This window comes from Staphylococcus sp. NRL 16/872, from assembly GCF_022815905.2.
In the GTDB taxonomy this organism is placed as follows: domain Bacteria; phylum Bacillota; class Bacilli; order Staphylococcales; family Staphylococcaceae; genus Staphylococcus.
On record NZ_CP119327.1, the window covers coordinates 1,797,835 to 1,813,847 of the forward strand.

Sequence of the window (16,013 nt, forward strand, 5' to 3'; positions counted from 1 at the left end):
TACATCTCACTATGTGTCCTGTTTTATTTAAATCTATTATGGGAATTTAGGGAATTGATCGAAGTCTGGATCACGTTTTTCTTTAAACGCGTCACGACCTTCTTTTGCTTCATCAGTTGTGTAGTACAATAATGTAGCATCTCCAGCCATTTGTTGTAAACCAGCTAAACCATCAGTGTCAGCATTCATAGCTGCTTTTAAGAAACGTAAAGCAGTTGGTGAATGTTTCATCATATCTTTACACCATTTAACTGTTTCGTCTTCTACCTCGTCTAAAGGTACAACTGTATTTACTAAGCCCATATCTAATGCTTCTTGTGCATTATATTGACGGCATAAGTACCAAATTTCACGTGCTTTTTTATGGCCAACGATTCTTGCTAAATAACCTGAACCGTAACCTGCATCGAATGAACCTACTTTAGGACCTGTTTGTCCGAAAATAGCATTGTCAGCAGCAATTGTTAAGTCACATACAACATTTAAGACGTTACCGCCACCAATTGCATAACCTCTAACCATAGCGATAACTGGTTTAGGAATAACACGGATTAAACGTTGTAAGTCTAATACGTTTAAACGAGGAATTTGGTCTTCACCTACATAACCACCATGTCCACGTTTCTTTTGGTCCCCACCTGAACAAAATGCTTTGTCGCCTTCACCAGTTAAGATGATAACAGATACATTTTGGTCATCGCGTGCACGTGTAAATGCATCAATCATTTCAGCAACTGTTTTAGGTGTGAATGCATTACGCACCTCTGGGCGATTAATTGTTACTTTTGCAATTCCTTCGAAAAATTCATATTTAATTTCATCATATTCTCTTAGAGTTTCCCACTGTCTAGTCATTTTGCTCCTCCTTTAAAAAACCTAATACTATTGTATCAAATTCCGTCTCATCTTCCACATGAATTGTATGACCCACTTCGTTGAAGATATGAACTCGGCTATGATTCATTTTATCATCCATAGCATGCGCAGTTTTCACGAATTTTTTATCTAATTCTCCTGCTAAAATGAAGCACGGTATTTGAATATCTTTTACTTTATTCCATAAATTTGGCATATGTCCTGTGCCGTAATCTCGTAACGCTTTCGCTAATTTATGAGGGTCTTGGGACATACGCATGTCACGAATCGCTTTACGCTTCTCTTTATCTAAATCATATTGTGTATAAAATAGTGGTAATTTTTCCCAATCATTCACAAAGATTTCCAAACCAGCTATATCAAGTACCTTACCTCGTGCAACATCAATTTGTTGACGTTCAAGACGGTCGTCTTCATTGTCGATACCTGGCGATGTACTCTCTAATATTAAATTTTTCAAAGTATGGTTACCGTGCAACGCATAATATAACGCCACACGTCCGCCCATAGAATAGCCTAATAAATGTAATGTGTACGCATTAAATTGGTCTAAAACCTCATCTAATTGTTTAGCAAGATACGGGAAGTCCCACGTGTCTTCCATTGACGATTCATCTTGGCCATGGCCTGGTAAATCAATCGTTAATACGTTCACTTCTTGTAATAACGCTGGGAGATGTTGGCTATACGTACGACTATCACTAATAAATCCATGCAATAATATTAGTAATTGAGACGTTTCTTTCTCTGCTTTATGAAAATTATAATGTAACATTTAGAATATCACTCAATTTCTTATATAAGATTTGATGTTGTTCAAGGTTATCTTGACGGTCTGTCATAATTTCATAAATGTGTGAACTCATATGAGATAACTTTTCCTGAGAAAAATCTGAAATCGTATTAAAACGCTTGAACGTGAAATCATAGAGCAATGCTGTGTATTCAAAATTCAAACCTGTTGGTGTTCCAAATAAACGTTCAAAGTAAGCATCTGCAGACGATTTTTGTGGTAAATAAGAGAAAATTCCCCCACCATCATTATTTAATAACACAATATTTAAATGAATGTTATTTAATTTCGCCATTAATAAACCATTCATATCATGATAAAATGCTAAATCACCAATTAATAACGTGATATTTTTGTGTACAGCCATACCAATAGCTGTTGATACTACACCATCAATGCCGTTAGCCCCACGGTTTGCATACACTTCAACTTCACTATTAAACAATAAATTATCAACATCACGCACAGGCATACTATTACTAACAAATAGTGCATCATCTTTAGTCAATTTGTTAATTAGTTCATTTACATAAGCCGCTTCATCTGTAGCTTGTTCGGCATGTTTAGTAATCATTGCGCGAGATTGTGTTTCAAGTGTTTGCCACATTTCTATCCATGTTTTGCGATTAACCGTTGATTCTTCTACTAAATTTCTGAAAAAGTCATTCACTGAAATCTCATAAGAAATACTTGGTGGAGTTGGAAAAACATCAATTTTATCATTATTTTGTACAAGAATTTGAAATGCGTTGGTGCGTTTCAGCCATTGATTTAACTTTTTAGAAATAACAGGCTTACCCACACGAATAATAAAATCAACATCTAAATCTAATCCTGCACGATACAATAAATCATACGTTGTAACCACGTTAGGATGATTATATTTACGTAACTGACTCAATGGATCAGCCAATATCGGTAACTCGTGTATCGTTGCATATGTAAGAATTTGATCTACCGCTTGATGTTGCATATCCCCTACTATAATAAGTCCTTTAGGCTGTTTTAAAATGTCTCGAATGTCTTGCACATTAATATTTTTTTGATAATGTGGCAATGTTTTATGATACGAAGTAAGCCATTCAGCCTTTTGAAGATCAGGAGTTAACGGTTCTCTAAACGGTAAGTTAAAATGAATAGGTCCACGATGCGGGCCATATAAATATTGACTTGCAATTTGCATTTGATAATAAATTGCATCTAACATTTGATCACTTCCATCTGCTACCGGCATATCAAATTGGAAGTTCACATAGTTCTCAAACATGTTCACTTGATTAATTGCTTGAGGCGCCCCTACACTTCTTAATTCATGCGGACGATCACTCGTTAATACAATTAATGGAATACGACTAATTTGGCTTTCTGCTATAGCTGGCGTGTAATTTGCCGCTGCAGTACCTGAAGTACACAATATTGCTACCGGTCTTTCACTTCCTTTTATTAAACCTAAAGCAAAAAAGGCAGCACTGCGTTCATCAGGATGAATCCAAGTCTTAATATTTGGATGCGCTTCAAATGCAATGGCTAATGGCGTTGAGCGAGATCCAGGACTAATCACTACTTCTCGCACACCATAAGCGTAAAGCTCTGACGCAAACGTATATACTTGTTTCGTTAATGCTTCATTATGATTCATTCTTATCCACTACTCCTAAAGCATTCATCATTGGTGAGAATTTAACCGCTGTTTCAGCTACCTCACTATCAGGATTTGAGTCTTTAACTATGCCACAACCGGCAAATAACGTCGTTTGTTTCTCTTTAATTAACATTGAACGAATTGCCACGATAAATTCGCAATCATCATCCATATCGATATAACCTACCGGGGCACCATAGAGTCCACGCGTACCAAATTCATTCTCTTCAATAAATTTAACCGCTTCATCTTTCGGGTAACCACCTAATGCAGGCGTTGGATGAAGTTCATCAATTAACCCAATATATGAATTACTTTTTAATTTACCTTTAATTTCAGTATAAAGATGATACATATGATCATTTTTCAATATGTTAGGTGTTTGATTGTACTCTACATCGTCTATAAATGGTTGAATATCTTGTAAAATACTTCTTACGACAAACTGATGTTCACCTAAGTTCTTTTTATCTTCTAGAAACGCTTTCACATTTTGTTTATCGACATCTTCATTATGCGTACGTTTAATCGTACCCGCTACGGCCTTAGTTGATAATACACCTTCATCTACTTTTAATAATTGTTCAGGCGTTTGTGAAAAGAAGACCGATTGATTTGATTCTAAAATGAAAATATAACTATTTTTTTCATTTGCAAGAGCACGTTTTAAGACATAAGGAATACTAATCGTTTTATCGAATTTAATCATCCGACGACGCGCTAAGACAATCTTTTTATTCTCATCTAATTGAGTAATTGCTTCATTTACTAACTCTTTCCATTCATCTTTATAGATATCTTCCATTCGCGTGATATTCCCCATTGTATCATTCGCATCTGGTTCAGAGACTTTAGCATTCTCGAAGTAGTTCACAATCTCCTTAAATTGCGTCATATCAAAGTTTTCTCTTTCAACGGTATATGTTAGTAATGTTTGATTGTCAACATTAGAAATTAAAACTTTCGGAACAATAAAATGGTTAATACCAAATTCACGCCACTCATCATCGGATTTATGACTTGAAAATTGGAAACCTCCCACTACTTTTAAATGGTGTTTAGAAGTTTCAAGATGTATTAATTCCACATCTTTTTTAAACTTCTCCCATTCTCGAAAAATGGATTGTTTATTTTCAAAATTATTTTTAAATTTTTGAATTGCATGATAGCCGAAAAACGAAGACTGATTATCATTTAAACGTAAATAAAAGCGGTCCCCTGCTTGAGCTTCAGTTAATTGAAATAAAGCAGTTGGTGTTAATGTTCTATCTAGAATTACTTCTACAGAAATCCAGCTTTTACTGCTTTCATATATTGATTCAATAATGTCGTCTTCTTTTAAATTCGCAGCCATTCATTTCACTTCTTTCATTTTCTATTTTTATTCATTATAATATTGTATCATTTTTCATTATTTATAGTGTCGTAATTGCTTAATCGAATTGGGAAATATTTCACGTAGATTGACCTTTATAACCTATTCCTTTAAAATACATATGTTAAAACTTTATATCATAAGAGGTAGATTATATTATGGCAGATCAATATCAACAATATTCTACTGTTAGAAAATATTGGCAACTTATGCGACCTCATACATTAACGGCTGCAATTGTACCTGTTTTAGTAGGTACTGCCACAGCTAAACTTTTTTTATTAGGTAGTCAAGACCATATCAAATTCAGTTTGTTTTTAGCTATGTTAATTGCTTGTCTTTTAATCCAAGCTGCAACGAATATGTTCAATGAGTACTATGACTTCAAAAAAGGTTTAGATGACCACACTTCAGTGGGCATAGGTGGCGCTATTGTAAGAAATGGTATGAGCCCTAAACTTGTCATGAATCTAGCAATTGCATTTTATATTATAGCCGCGTTACTTGGTATCTTCCTAGCTGTTAAAAGCTCATTTTGGATCATTCCAGTAGGCATCATTTGTATGGCGATTGGTTATCTTTATACTGGAGGGCCCTTCCCAATTTCATGGACCCCATTTGGAGAATTATTCTCTGGTTTATTTATGGGTATGATTATTATTTTACTTGCGTTTTTCATTCAAACAGGTAATATCAATAGTTTTGTTGTATGGATTAGTATTCCGATTGTGATTACTATCGGTTTAATTAATATGGCAAATAATATCCGTGACCGTGTTAAAGATAAAGCAAGTGGACGTAAAACTTTACCAATCTTATTAGGTAAAAGAGCTTCAATTATATTTATGGCAGCAATGTACATTTTAGCTTATGCTATCGTTGTGTTTATTGCTTTATTTAATCCAGGTGGCTCATTATTTTACCTAATTGTTTTACTCTCTTTCCCAATGCCAGTTAAAGCGATACGTCGCTTTAAGAAAAATGATACGCCTGCTAGCATGATGCCTGCTATGGCCGCAACAGGTAAAACGAATACCGTTTTTGGTATACTTTACGCGTTAGGCATATACATTAGTGCATTATCTGGTGGCATTTAATAAATGATTGTTATCCAACATTACTGTCTTTATAGCAGTTAAATGTTGGATTTTTTATGCTTGATGAATCATATGCAAATAATCATGTCCATATAAGTCGATATCCTCTACCCATTTAAATCCTAAACGTTCATATAATTTACGTGCTTTTGGATTATCATAATCACAGTTCAAACTCCACTTTTTATCAGGATAATTGTTAATTAAATAGTTAAATAGTTGCGTTGCAATTCCTTGCCCTCTATATTCCGGAAAAGTAGCTACCGTTTCGATATACCATTCATCATCTTTTGCTTCTTTAACAGGTAAAGGTGTACCAAACGCTTTCATATCCTCTTCGAGAGGTAAATCATTCCACGTGGCTTCCATTGACATTTCTTCTGACCCATTATAAGCAATAATACACCCTACTACCTGATTATCTTTTTCAAAGACCCATACATTGTCATAAAAAGTGCGATAACGAATATTAACAATACTCTCTTCTAACGCATTTAAAATGCGTTCTTTAGTTATTTCTTTAACAATTTCAAGCTCCATATCTTGCCAAATCATATAGCACAATTCTGCAATTTGTTTATTATCACTTGGATGTGCTTTGCGTATCATTTCATTCTCTCCTTCCCATATAGTTTTACTATCTACCATTATATAAAAATTTCAAATTTTAATAAATTAATTGTAAAAAAATGGGAATGTTTGTTTTTATTATTATCGGTAATCTTATACAGTAAGTATGTAATTCTTATTTAAATATAGTTAAACGCAAGATTGTGGGGGCTAAGATTAATATGAGAGTAAACAAAACAATATATGTATTACTAGCAATCTTTTTAGGAGGCGTTGGAATTCACAAATTCTATGCAGATAAAGTATGGCAAGGTGTCTTTCACTTAGTGTTCTTTTGGACATTTATACCTACCATTATTTCAATTATTCATGGTATTATCACTATATTCACAACAAAAGCTGATAGATATGGATATATAATTTTATCTAAAAAAGACCTTAATATTTAAACAAATATTTGAAAACTTTGCTTTATTTTTAGGTGAAACGGGTAAAATTAACGATAAGATAATTAGAAAAAGGGGTTAATAAATATGAATATAATTAAACGCGTATTTCGTATTATTATTACGGGATATTTAGTAAAGTGGATTCGTAATATGATTGAAGGTAAGTCAAAAGGTAGAAAATAATAATAAAAAAAGGTCTATTTACTATTTTAATTTAAAGTAGAAATAGACCTTTTATAATGAGTGCCAGGATCCAATTTTACTCATTTAAAACTGCCTCCAAAGTTTTATATTCGTTAGTATAATTCATAAAATCTGTTTCATTTTTATTAATCAATGCTTCATCAATTAATTTAACAAGTTGCTTTTTACGCGCTTGTCGTAGGGCCTCATCAATTATTAGCTCAACTCCAAGATCATTAACTGTAGTTACAAAATCTTCTAGTGTCGTATGTTTGACGTTCGTGTTGTAATACATTACAATCACTGCCTTTCTTTTATATATATGCATAGTATACAAGTTTTTATTTTTCAAATCAATCGAATATTCAGACATTTCTGTAAAAATAAGTGTAATATTATTTTAAAAGAAAAACTTGACAATGAATAGGAATTTTATATAATAATTTTATATTATTAATAGCGACTTAATTGTATCTTTTAATAATAAATATAATAGCAAAGGAGTTTTTCTATGTCCAAAAATGAAGAACTCAATAATACTGTTTACGTCATCCGAAAAGGTGATATGGTAGTCAAACCTATTTTCAATGAATTTGAACAACCTCAAGGTACTGAAATAATGAAGTTTGATACTACCAAAGAAATTAGCCCTTTTAAAACACAAAAGATAATTGAACGCTCTTGTAAATTTTATGGTAACAATTATCTAAGTAAGAAAGCAGAAACACAACGTATTGCAGGTATCACAAGTAAACCCCCTATTTTATTAACGCCACTATTTCCAACCTATTTTTTCCCGACACATTCAGATCGTTTAGAAGAAAATATATGGATTAATATGCACTACATCGCAGATATTAAACCTCTTAAAAATCGTCGCAGTAAAATTATCTTCGCCAATCAAGAAACCCTCACTTTAAATGTCTCTTTCCACAGTTTATGGCACCAATATACTAACTCAATTTTTTACTACTACATGGTTGATAAACATTCACGTATGAAATCAAACAATCCAGACATGCCAATTGACTACGAAAAAACTACACTTAACATTTTTGAAGCTCTTTCTCATTATTCATTATTACAAGATAAATAGTTTTACGTTTAATTTTAAATTATACGGGATGTTTATATTAATATAGTGTAAATGTTCCGTATATTTTTTTAAGATTATCCCTTGCATATTTTAAGTTTATTGATATAATAATATTTGTGCTCATTAGAGAGACGAGTTAAAAATCAAATTAATCCGCAGTAGCTCAGTGGTAGAGCTATCGGCTGTTAACCGATCGGTCGTAGGTTCGAATCCTACCTGCGGAGCCATATGGAAACGTACTCAAGTTGGCTGAAGAGGCGCCCCTGCTAAGGGTGTAGGTCGCGAGAGCGGCGCGAGGGTTCGAATCCCTCCGTTTCCGTTTGTTACCTTTAAATAGTATCAAATAGTCATCAAAAACCCCGTTATTACGGGGTTTTCTTTATATAGTTTAAAATAGTTTTAAATCTAGGCCGACAACGAAGTCGACAACCTATGTATTTTTCTCTAAAGTTGTCGGGTTAGTTGTCGGGTTGTCCGTCCAATCCCTTGTCGCTCTAAGGATGAAAAGGTTTCACTTTTTATCAAACTATCTCTATTCTTTGTAACTAAAATAAAGGAGAATTATTGTGAAAAAACAGACAAACTATAATGTAATTACAACTATACTTTTCTTTTCCGGCATATTAGTTATGTGCAGTTTATACACAGCTTTACCTTTAACTTCTGTATTTTCTAAGGATTTCGAGGTATCAAAAGCGACGTCTGCTCTAAATGGCGTTATCTTTTCCGTAATGTATTCTGTAAGTTGTTTATTTTACGGTACTATTTCTGAAAAGTTTGGACGAATTAAAACAATTATTTTTGGATTAATCGGTCTTACAGTTATTTGTTTATTAATTGGGTTTGTTCATTCTTTTGAGTTATTTTTATTCTTGCGCGCTCTACAAGGTGTTTTTGCTGCATCTTTTTCTCCTGTCTCTATTACTTATGTAACCGAAACATATACAACTGCTAAACGTGTTACAGCAATTACTTTTATAAGTACCAGCTTTATGTTATCTGGTATAATCGGTCAAAATTTAAGTGAAATTATTGTAAATTATTTTAGTTGGCACATTGTTTATTTTGTTTTAACAATCTTTTATCTAGTTATAGCCTTGATTATTTACAAATATGTTCCTGAAAGCCCGATTATTGATAGTAATATTAAATTGTTAAATTTCTTTAGTAATTTTAAAAGTTTTAAATCTAATATGCCTGTATTATTATGCTATGCAATTTCTTTAACTTTATTGATCATATTTATATGTATGTATGATGTTTTCAGTAGATATATTACTTCCGATGCCGTGGGTGCATCAGAGGTCACTGCAATTAATGCTAAATTATTTGGAATTATAGGGATGTTACTTTCGTTAGTAGCAGGTCGTATTAGTGGTAAAATTGGTGTTAAAAATCTTATATTATGCTCATTAATTATAGTGTCAATTTCTTTATTATTAATGACACTCACTACAAATATTACAATCTTAATTATTTTAAGTGTTGTTATAGTTGGAGGTGTCGCTTTCGCCATTCCATCAACAATATCCAAAGTTGGGCTTGTAGTTAGTAGTAATCACAGTTTCTTTTTATCAGTTAATACATTCATCTTATTTTTAGGAACGGCAATTGCTCCGATTTTAAATTTAATTTTACAAAAAACCCAAAATTTTAGCATTCAAATTATATTAATTTCTATCATCAGTATTACTTCATCAATATTTGCTTTTTTATTACCAAAAAAATAATATCAGTTTTTATTTGTCCGAACCCTTTATTTCTAAGGGTTCTTCTTTATTAAAAATAACCGTACCTATTAAGATACGGTTACTAGTCCTCTTTTCTTCTTATATTGTTTACTGTAGCGTTAATCATGCTTACCACTATGTTCCCTAAAGATAAAGTACCAATAATACCTGCTGCCCATTCTTTTCCAAATATACCTAATACTACTGATCCTGTAATCCCCGCGATAGAAATAATCGTACTTGAATTAATTCCTTTTGTCGTAATTGCATCATTACTTTTGTAGTATTTTTCTTGCTCCGCAATTTCTAAATTCATTCTATGCTGTTGGTTCTTTTCGGCCATTTCCATAATCCTGTTAGCTGAACCCGGTAAAACTTCTTCGTATTTTTTAAAATCCTCAGGGTCTGGAAGAGGTCCACTTTTAGTTAAAGAAATTTCACGTGCTATAATTTCACGTCTTTCATCACTATTATTAGCATTCTCTAGTTTTCTTTCTAACACTTCTGCATCGTTAGACTGTTTTGTATCAGTATCCATGATTTAATTCTTTCTCTTTTGGATATGCGTTTAAAGCTTTTTGCATATCTGCACCTGTAGCGTACCAATCATTTTCTAATTGGTTTATATCACTTCTCGATTGTAAGCTATTTTTACGTAATTCATTTCTTTTTTTACCATAATATCCATTCATATCACCAGAAATCATGTATGCTGTGGCTATTGTTTTGAAAATTTTTTGCATAAAGATCTCCTCCTAATATATTTACATAGTAATATGTAAACGCAAAAATAACAACAAATTTATGATTGTAAAACTAAAAATGAACACAATTATTTAAAAAGATGCAATATTTTCTAACATAAAAAAATAGGGCAACCGTCATCAACAGTTACCCTAAGTGCATTCCGCAGATATGCACCGCAATTTCTATTTTATTATAACATAAAAAACAGGAACAAGCCTATAGCTTGTTCCATTTAGAAGTATATTTTAGAATGACTTAGGCTGTGAATTAATTGTATTACAGACCATCAATTTTTGCAATGTTGTTCCTTTAAATTTTCGAAAACTTCCCATAACTACTTGTTCTATTACCATTTTTATCAATTTCGCCTGTTGCAATATATCGACGTTTTAAATCTCTATTTAAGTAAGTTATCCAACGATAACCATTAACTGCAAAAGCACCGTCATAAATAATGCTTTCGCCATTTTTTAATACACCTGTGATTTTAGCTTTTGTATTGTGGGCAGTTCTTACATTATTCCCTTTAACAGTTGATACGGTGTAGCGTCCTTTTTCTTTTTTATATGGAACGCCTTTATCATTTAGTTTATATCCTTTAGGCACTGCTACAACATCATCTTTTTTGTGAGTAGCTTTTTGCTTACTAGCAACCACACCACCAATTGGCTTACCATGAATAGCACCTGCAATCAGTTTTGAATATTTATCACTGTTCTTTTTAATCCAATTCATATCAGACGCGTTAGTGATAAAGCCTAATTCCGTTAATCTATAATTCATGTTAATCTCTGCCGAAACATTTGCATTGAGTAGATCATTACGTTTAGTAATACCCCTAATTTGACCTAAGTTGTTTTTAATCACATCTTGTATCCCTTTATCTATACTATCTGCATTAAAAGCACTAGATATGATTACATGACCACCACTTGCACTAGCACCTGCTGCATCTAAATGGAACTCTGCAATTAAATCGTATTTTTGTTTGTTAACCCAATACATACCGTAATCTTTTTTATTGCCTACACGTACACCATAAGCCGTATCTTGATACATATCCTGTGACTGTTTACTACCACCATATAATGCTACTTCATGACCTGCTTGGCGTAGGTATTTAGCAACTTGTGGTGTGATGTTTTTACGAATGAAATCACGTTCATTTGTTCCATTACCTACTGCACCAGGGTCGCTATAGCCGTGACCGGCCACAATCATAATTTTTTTGGACTTTGTTTTTTTGCTAGCTTGTCTATTTTTAATAATTTGTTTCGCTTTAGTTCCTGCACTAATTTTTGTAGGAAAATCTAAACGAATGAAATACATAGGGTCGTCATAGTAATGCCAACGTCTTGTAACCTTTTCTGGTCCCCAACCAGGACTTACTACGCCATTAGTCCAACCTTGCCCCAACCAATTCTGTTCGAGTACTTCAAACTGTGTAAGTGTTGCTCTTGTTACCATTGCAACGTGACCAGCGCCACCACCATATTTTCCAGGGAATACTGCTATGTCTAATTTTTGTGGTAAGAAACTATCGTAGTTTTTGATTGATTTACCGTACTTTTTAATTGTGTTTGCATTATCAAATGGGATGTCTTTAGCGAACAAACCATATAACCTTTCGCCTGTGACAGCCATAAAAAAGGCATTTGTATAATCGTAGCATTGGAAACCATAACTTAAATCTGGGTTGTATTGCTTACCTTCCGAGTTATCAAGCCATTTTTCTGCTTGTTTTTTTGTCATTAACATTCTATCACCTAACCCAACTCATCTAAATTTGTAGGTTGTATATCTTCATTCTTAACTGGCGCTTGTCCTGTTGCTTTGCGATATTTCTTTTCTGCTTTGTATTTCTTTAATTTTTGATTTGCCCACTTACCTTCTTTAGTAGTTGGGTTATCTTTGTATGTTGTATATAAAGCCACACCCGTTAAGATAATTGATGATATTGTTTCTTCATCAACCGGGATAGGCGATATACCTTTATTTGCTAAAAATTGGTTTACTAATGCTAAAAATAATACTACGTATCTTGCTATTACTTTAGGTTCCATTCATTTCACTCCTTAATAAATTAAAAAGCCGACACCTAAGTACCGACTTAAAAGAATGCTGCAGCAAAACCGATTGACGCTACTATTACGCCAAAAATACCAGTTATCACTGCACCTACAACTGTTGCGCTATAATCTTTTTTCTTTTTAATCACTTCGCTAACAGTTTCGAGTTGCCTACTATGATCTTTCACTTGATACTCCATATCTGTGAATTTAGTTCCAAAACCACCCATAGTTTCTGACAATTTTTCTAGGTGCTTTTCTGATTTCTTTTGACTTTCAAGAGATTGTTCTTGTAAAACACTTTGGCGTTCTACTTTTATAGATAAGTTGTTTAAAGCATCTGTATGTTTTCTATCAACTTTATCTATCTTTTCATCAACCTTTATATTATTATCGAGCCATTCTGTACGTGTTACAAAACGGCTATCGTTTTCTGGCAACTGCAGCACCCCCGTAAAAACCTATTAAAATATTGATTGTGGTAAACGTTGCAAATTGCAAAGGCGTTAACCAATTAATCGCATTATATATAGATGCTGAAGTCATTAAAAAATAGAAGATACCATTCCCGGTACCTCCTATTAAGCATAAGTAATTAAATTTATTATTGAGATGTTGCTTAGGTAAAAAGAATGGCGCAATGATAATGAGTATACTAAAAAGCATACCCATTACGCCCCACATCCAAATTGGCATAATCTGATGAAGAGCCATGTAAAAATCGCTATCATCTAGCACATCATTTTGTTCTTTCGTCCAAAAAAAGCCACGCTCAAACATCATTAAGCCTACCCCGAGCATTAAGATAGAAAACATTTTATACGTTGTTTCATTATCTTTCATGTGCTACACCTCCACATCAAAAACAACAGGTTCAGTTTCAATATTTTCTTCGTTTTCAAAATTTGGTAACTTTAAATCTTCGATATCTTCTAAATGCTCACCAGTTCTTACTCTCAATTTATCACCATCAAAATATACTTTATCTACATTTCTTACTACTTTTTCGGTTGTTGGAATAACCTTATCGTAGGCTTGTGTAGGCACTAAATTGTAACCTGCTTGCATTATTTGATATTCATCATCAATCAATTTTAAAAATAAAACCCACATATCAATCACTCCTAATCTTTTAATTCAATCAATGAACGTCTAAAATAAATTTCAGAATTTTTATTCTCACTTTTTATCAATATATAAAAGTGTTTATAACCATAATCAGGAACCCCTAAATCAACCATGATGTCTATTAACTCACCTGCGTTATCATCTTTAATGATTTCTTTAGATGAAACTCCTTGATTACCAATAACCGTACCATCGCTTTCACTAGGGTTTTCAATATAGACTTTTCCGCCATATTTGGTGCTAGTTAAATGGTTCATTTTTGCACGACCTAATACATGTAAATATCGTGCTTTATGTTGGAAAAAGTACTCTTCTACATAAGATTTAGTTGTGTTTGCAGTAACGTAGTAACTACCTTTTATTTCTACGCCACTAGATAAAGGTTGGGGCATTGCCATTTGAATATCCATAGCTGATTTAAACATACCATTCTCAACCCATGTAGCGCCGTCTGGTCGTGTGATTGATATGCCACTTGGGGATATTACTGTTTTACGCTTATCATCATTACTTTTAGCGATAAATTGATCACCATCCATATACATTAAAGCGTTACGACCTACAATATTTACTAAAGATGTTAGAATAGAACCCGTAGTTATCGTATCTGCGACAATACCTTCTGCAGTAATTGCAGTTTTAGCTGTTTGCCCACCATCAGTAGAAAGTAATAGACCACTACTATTTAAAGTCATTAAATGATTTTTGTTACCTTTTTCTACAAAATGTTGACCATTCGCATCATATATAATCTCACTTGAAGTAGCGTTAATTTTATTGGCCATTGATTGAGCAATAGGTGCTAAGGCATTAAAAGGTAACGCTTTTTTACCTTGTACGACATCTGTAAAATCTTTAACAGCTGTATTAAATTTAGCTTCATATTTATCGGTTAGGTTAGCTGTTCCAAATGTTATTTCCATCCCAATCAGTTTACCGTTAGCATCTAAATCTCTATCAATTTTTATAATACGTATTTCTCTATCAATATTAATTCGTTCATCAACTAAAAACACTCTATCTCCTAGTTCGGAATTTTGATAATCATATCCTCTTTCCTTCATATCTACAATCTTGGCTGTAAATGATAAAATTAAACTTTTTTCAACTAAGTCTCTTAACTTTTTATCCATAGTTTCTTTTAAAGTTATAGTTCCATCCATGATCGGAGGAGCATGTAATTTACCCAAAATTTTAGCTAGTGGCGATAAATACTCACGCTTTAATTTAGCCTTTTGGTTTACAGGTTTTTCATTATCATTATCTTCAACAACTTTCACTTTTTTTGATTTAGTTGTAGTTTTATCTTCATCTTCTTTATTGTCATAATCTCCATATCCGCGAGCATAGGTGTATAATTCACTAGCGTCACTAGATTGTTCGATATCACTAGCATTTATTTTATATCTATATTCAAAGTTAGTATCATTACCAATTTGTGCATAAAAATAAAACACATTACCTACAATTTTTAGTTCGTAACCCCAACGCTCGATTAGTGTTTTAAGAACTTCTAACCGAGACATCCCTTCACCAAGACCTTCAAATTGTTCTGCTTTTGCAGGATCTACTATTACGTAATTGAAAGGTGTTTTGTCAAAAACAACGTTAAATCCTTCAATAGTGGTTAAACTAGCATCAATTCTGTCATATATACGATCTGTATTTAGTTTAAATAATGCATATAAAATAGCTGTACATGTTGCATAATAATAATCACCTTGTCCTTGTTTGGTGTGATTAATAATTACATATTCTTTATTTTCGAATTCTACTAACCACATATTCAAGTCAGGTTGGTCTTGTAAAAATACAGCGTTATTTCTAGTGTAATGGATGTCAAATTCAATAGTTTCATCACCGTTAAGCTCTTGCGAATGCTTTATCTCTGCGTCTAAAGTGTATGTTTTACCAATCTTATTTATTTCAATACCTATTTGAGAAGTATGAAATGAAAAAGACACGTCATTTGCATTACTAGGAATACTAGTGAAAAAGTATTTACCATTTGAAATGTTAAGCTTTTTAGTTTCAATAAACTGACCTAGTCTATCCCAAAAAGTCATAAAAAATGTGGTATTACTTGCGTTTTGCACAAGCAAATAACCACCTACTAAATAATCTGTTCTTTTAGTTTTAGTTGTGAAAAAATTTGAATCTGATGTCCATGCTCCAGTGGTAGAATAATACCCTTTACCAACACTTTCATCTTCAACATAAATATTCTCATAAAGACTTCTAATATAAGTTTCTGCCAT

19 protein-coding genes and 2 tRNA genes are annotated in these 16,013 nt (G+C 32.8%); 7 read left to right on the top strand and 14 right to left on the bottom strand.

Annotated features, from left to right (window positions below; genetic code table 11):
• Nucleotides 1-36: 36 nt before the first annotated feature.
• The 4 genes from menB to MT340_RS08925 are packed head-to-tail and all read right to left on the bottom strand — an operon-like array spanning nucleotide 37 to nucleotide 4,665.
• Nucleotides 37-855: a 1,4-dihydroxy-2-naphthoyl-CoA synthase gene (gene menB / locus MT340_RS08910; protein WP_243589637.1), complete on the bottom strand. Its 819-nt coding sequence runs from the start codon at nucleotides 853-855 to the stop codon at nucleotides 37-39.
• Nucleotides 848-1,651, bottom strand: a complete 804-nt coding sequence (gene menH, locus MT340_RS08915) for a 2-succinyl-6-hydroxy-2,4-cyclohexadiene-1-carboxylate synthase (RefSeq protein ID WP_243589638.1) — start codon at nucleotides 1,649-1,651, stop codon at nucleotides 848-850. Before menH ends, menB begins: the two co-directional genes overlap by 8 nt.
• Nucleotides 1,638-3,308: a 2-succinyl-5-enolpyruvyl-6-hydroxy-3-cyclohexene-1-carboxylic-acid synthase gene (gene menD / locus MT340_RS08920; protein WP_243589639.1), complete on the bottom strand. Its 1,671-nt coding sequence runs from the start codon at nucleotides 3,306-3,308 to the stop codon at nucleotides 1,638-1,640. The genes menH and menD overlap by 14 nt, the downstream gene beginning before the upstream one ends.
• The gene (locus MT340_RS08925) at nucleotides 3,298-4,665 is read right to left on the bottom strand and encodes an isochorismate synthase (RefSeq protein WP_243603773.1); all 1,368 of its coding nucleotides are present in this window, start codon (nucleotides 4,663-4,665) and stop codon (nucleotides 3,298-3,300) included. The genes menD and MT340_RS08925 overlap by 11 nt, the downstream gene beginning before the upstream one ends.
• A 179-nt stretch (nucleotides 4,666-4,844) precedes the next feature.
• Here MT340_RS08925 and MT340_RS08930 point away from each other — a divergent pair, with 179 nt between their 5' ends.
• A complete protein-coding gene (locus tag MT340_RS08930; protein ID WP_243589641.1) occupies nucleotides 4,845-5,783 on the top strand; it encodes a 1,4-dihydroxy-2-naphthoate polyprenyltransferase in 939 nt (312 codons plus the stop codon).
• A 54-nt stretch (nucleotides 5,784-5,837) separates the two neighbouring features.
• Here the strand turns inward: MT340_RS08930 and MT340_RS08935 are convergent, their stop codons facing one another.
• Nucleotides 5,838-6,392 carry a GNAT family N-acetyltransferase gene (locus tag MT340_RS08935; protein ID WP_243589642.1) on the bottom strand — a complete coding sequence of 185 codons (555 nt, stop codon included), beginning with the start codon at nucleotides 6,390-6,392 and terminating at the stop codon, nucleotides 5,838-5,840.
• Nucleotides 6,393-6,574: 182 nt separating this feature from the next.
• On the opposite strand from MT340_RS08935, the gene MT340_RS08940 reads away from it, so the two are divergent.
• Together MT340_RS08940 and MT340_RS12895 are read left to right on the top strand one after the other, a co-directional pair.
• Nucleotides 6,575-6,802 (top strand): TM2 domain-containing protein, encoded by a 228-nt coding sequence (locus MT340_RS08940; RefSeq protein WP_243589643.1) that lies wholly within the window; start codon nucleotides 6,575-6,577, stop codon nucleotides 6,800-6,802.
• A gap of 84 nt (nucleotides 6,803-6,886) precedes the next feature.
• Nucleotides 6,887-6,985: an SAR1012 family small protein gene (locus MT340_RS12895; protein WP_481906647.1), complete on the top strand. Its 99-nt coding sequence runs from the start codon at nucleotides 6,887-6,889 to the stop codon at nucleotides 6,983-6,985.
• 76 nt (nucleotides 6,986-7,061) lie between these two features.
• On the opposite strand, the gene MT340_RS08945 is transcribed toward MT340_RS12895, so the two are convergent.
• Nucleotides 7,062-7,280: an IDEAL domain-containing protein gene (locus tag MT340_RS08945; protein WP_243590259.1), complete on the bottom strand. Its 219-nt coding sequence runs from the start codon at nucleotides 7,278-7,280 to the stop codon at nucleotides 7,062-7,064.
• 216 nt (nucleotides 7,281-7,496) lie between these two features.
• Between MT340_RS08945 and MT340_RS08950 the strand changes: the two genes are divergently transcribed.
• The 4 genes from MT340_RS08950 (at nucleotide 7,497) to MT340_RS08965 (ending at nucleotide 9,811) form a co-directional block, all read left to right on the top strand.
• A complete protein-coding gene (locus MT340_RS08950) occupies nucleotides 7,497-8,081 on the top strand; it encodes a competence protein ComK (RefSeq protein ID WP_243589644.1) in 585 nt (194 codons plus the stop codon).
• Nucleotides 8,082-8,233: 152 nt separating this feature from the next.
• A tRNA-Asn gene (locus MT340_RS08955) sits at nucleotides 8,234-8,308 on the top strand.
• Nucleotides 8,309-8,311: 3 nt separating this feature from the next.
• A tRNA-Ser gene (locus MT340_RS08960) sits at nucleotides 8,312-8,400 on the top strand.
• A 247-nt stretch (nucleotides 8,401-8,647) separates the two neighbouring features.
• Nucleotides 8,648-9,811: an MFS transporter gene (locus tag MT340_RS08965; RefSeq protein ID WP_243589645.1), complete on the top strand. Its 1,164-nt coding sequence runs from the start codon at nucleotides 8,648-8,650 to the stop codon at nucleotides 9,809-9,811.
• 82 nt (nucleotides 9,812-9,893) lie between these two features.
• Here MT340_RS08965 and MT340_RS08970 read toward each other — a convergent pair whose 3' ends face one another.
• The 8 genes from MT340_RS08970 to MT340_RS09005 form a co-directional block, all read right to left on the bottom strand.
• Nucleotides 9,894-10,349 carry a DUF2335 domain-containing protein gene (locus MT340_RS08970; protein ID WP_243589646.1) on the bottom strand — a complete coding sequence of 152 codons (456 nt, stop codon included), beginning with the start codon at nucleotides 10,347-10,349 and terminating at the stop codon, nucleotides 9,894-9,896.
• Nucleotides 10,339-10,554: a hypothetical protein gene (locus MT340_RS08975; RefSeq protein WP_243589647.1), complete on the bottom strand. Its 216-nt coding sequence runs from the start codon at nucleotides 10,552-10,554 to the stop codon at nucleotides 10,339-10,341. Before MT340_RS08975 ends, MT340_RS08970 begins: the two co-directional genes overlap by 11 nt.
• Before the next feature lie 313 nt (nucleotides 10,555-10,867).
• The gene (locus tag MT340_RS08980; RefSeq protein ID WP_243603774.1) at nucleotides 10,868-12,316 is read right to left on the bottom strand and encodes an N-acetylmuramoyl-L-alanine amidase; all 1,449 of its coding nucleotides are present in this window, start codon (nucleotides 12,314-12,316) and stop codon (nucleotides 10,868-10,870) included.
• 8 nt (nucleotides 12,317-12,324) lie between these two features.
• Nucleotides 12,325-12,621 (bottom strand): phage holin, encoded by a 297-nt coding sequence (locus MT340_RS08985; RefSeq protein ID WP_053016446.1) that lies wholly within the window; start codon nucleotides 12,619-12,621, stop codon nucleotides 12,325-12,327.
• A 47-nt stretch (nucleotides 12,622-12,668) separates the two neighbouring features.
• Nucleotides 12,669-13,067: a hypothetical protein gene (locus MT340_RS08990; RefSeq protein WP_243589650.1), complete on the bottom strand. Its 399-nt coding sequence runs from the start codon at nucleotides 13,065-13,067 to the stop codon at nucleotides 12,669-12,671.
• Nucleotides 13,051-13,470 (bottom strand): hypothetical protein, encoded by a 420-nt coding sequence (locus MT340_RS08995; protein WP_243589651.1) that lies wholly within the window; start codon nucleotides 13,468-13,470, stop codon nucleotides 13,051-13,053. The genes MT340_RS08990 and MT340_RS08995 overlap by 17 nt, the downstream gene beginning before the upstream one ends.
• A gap of 3 nt (nucleotides 13,471-13,473) precedes the next feature.
• Entirely contained in the window at nucleotides 13,474-13,740 is a 267-nt protein-coding gene (locus MT340_RS09000; protein WP_243589652.1) for a hypothetical protein, read from the bottom strand.
• 11 nt (nucleotides 13,741-13,751) lie between these two features.
• The gene (locus MT340_RS09005; protein WP_243603775.1) at nucleotides 13,752-16,013 is read right to left on the bottom strand and encodes a phage tail protein; all 2,262 of its coding nucleotides are present in this window, start codon (nucleotides 16,011-16,013) and stop codon (nucleotides 13,752-13,754) included.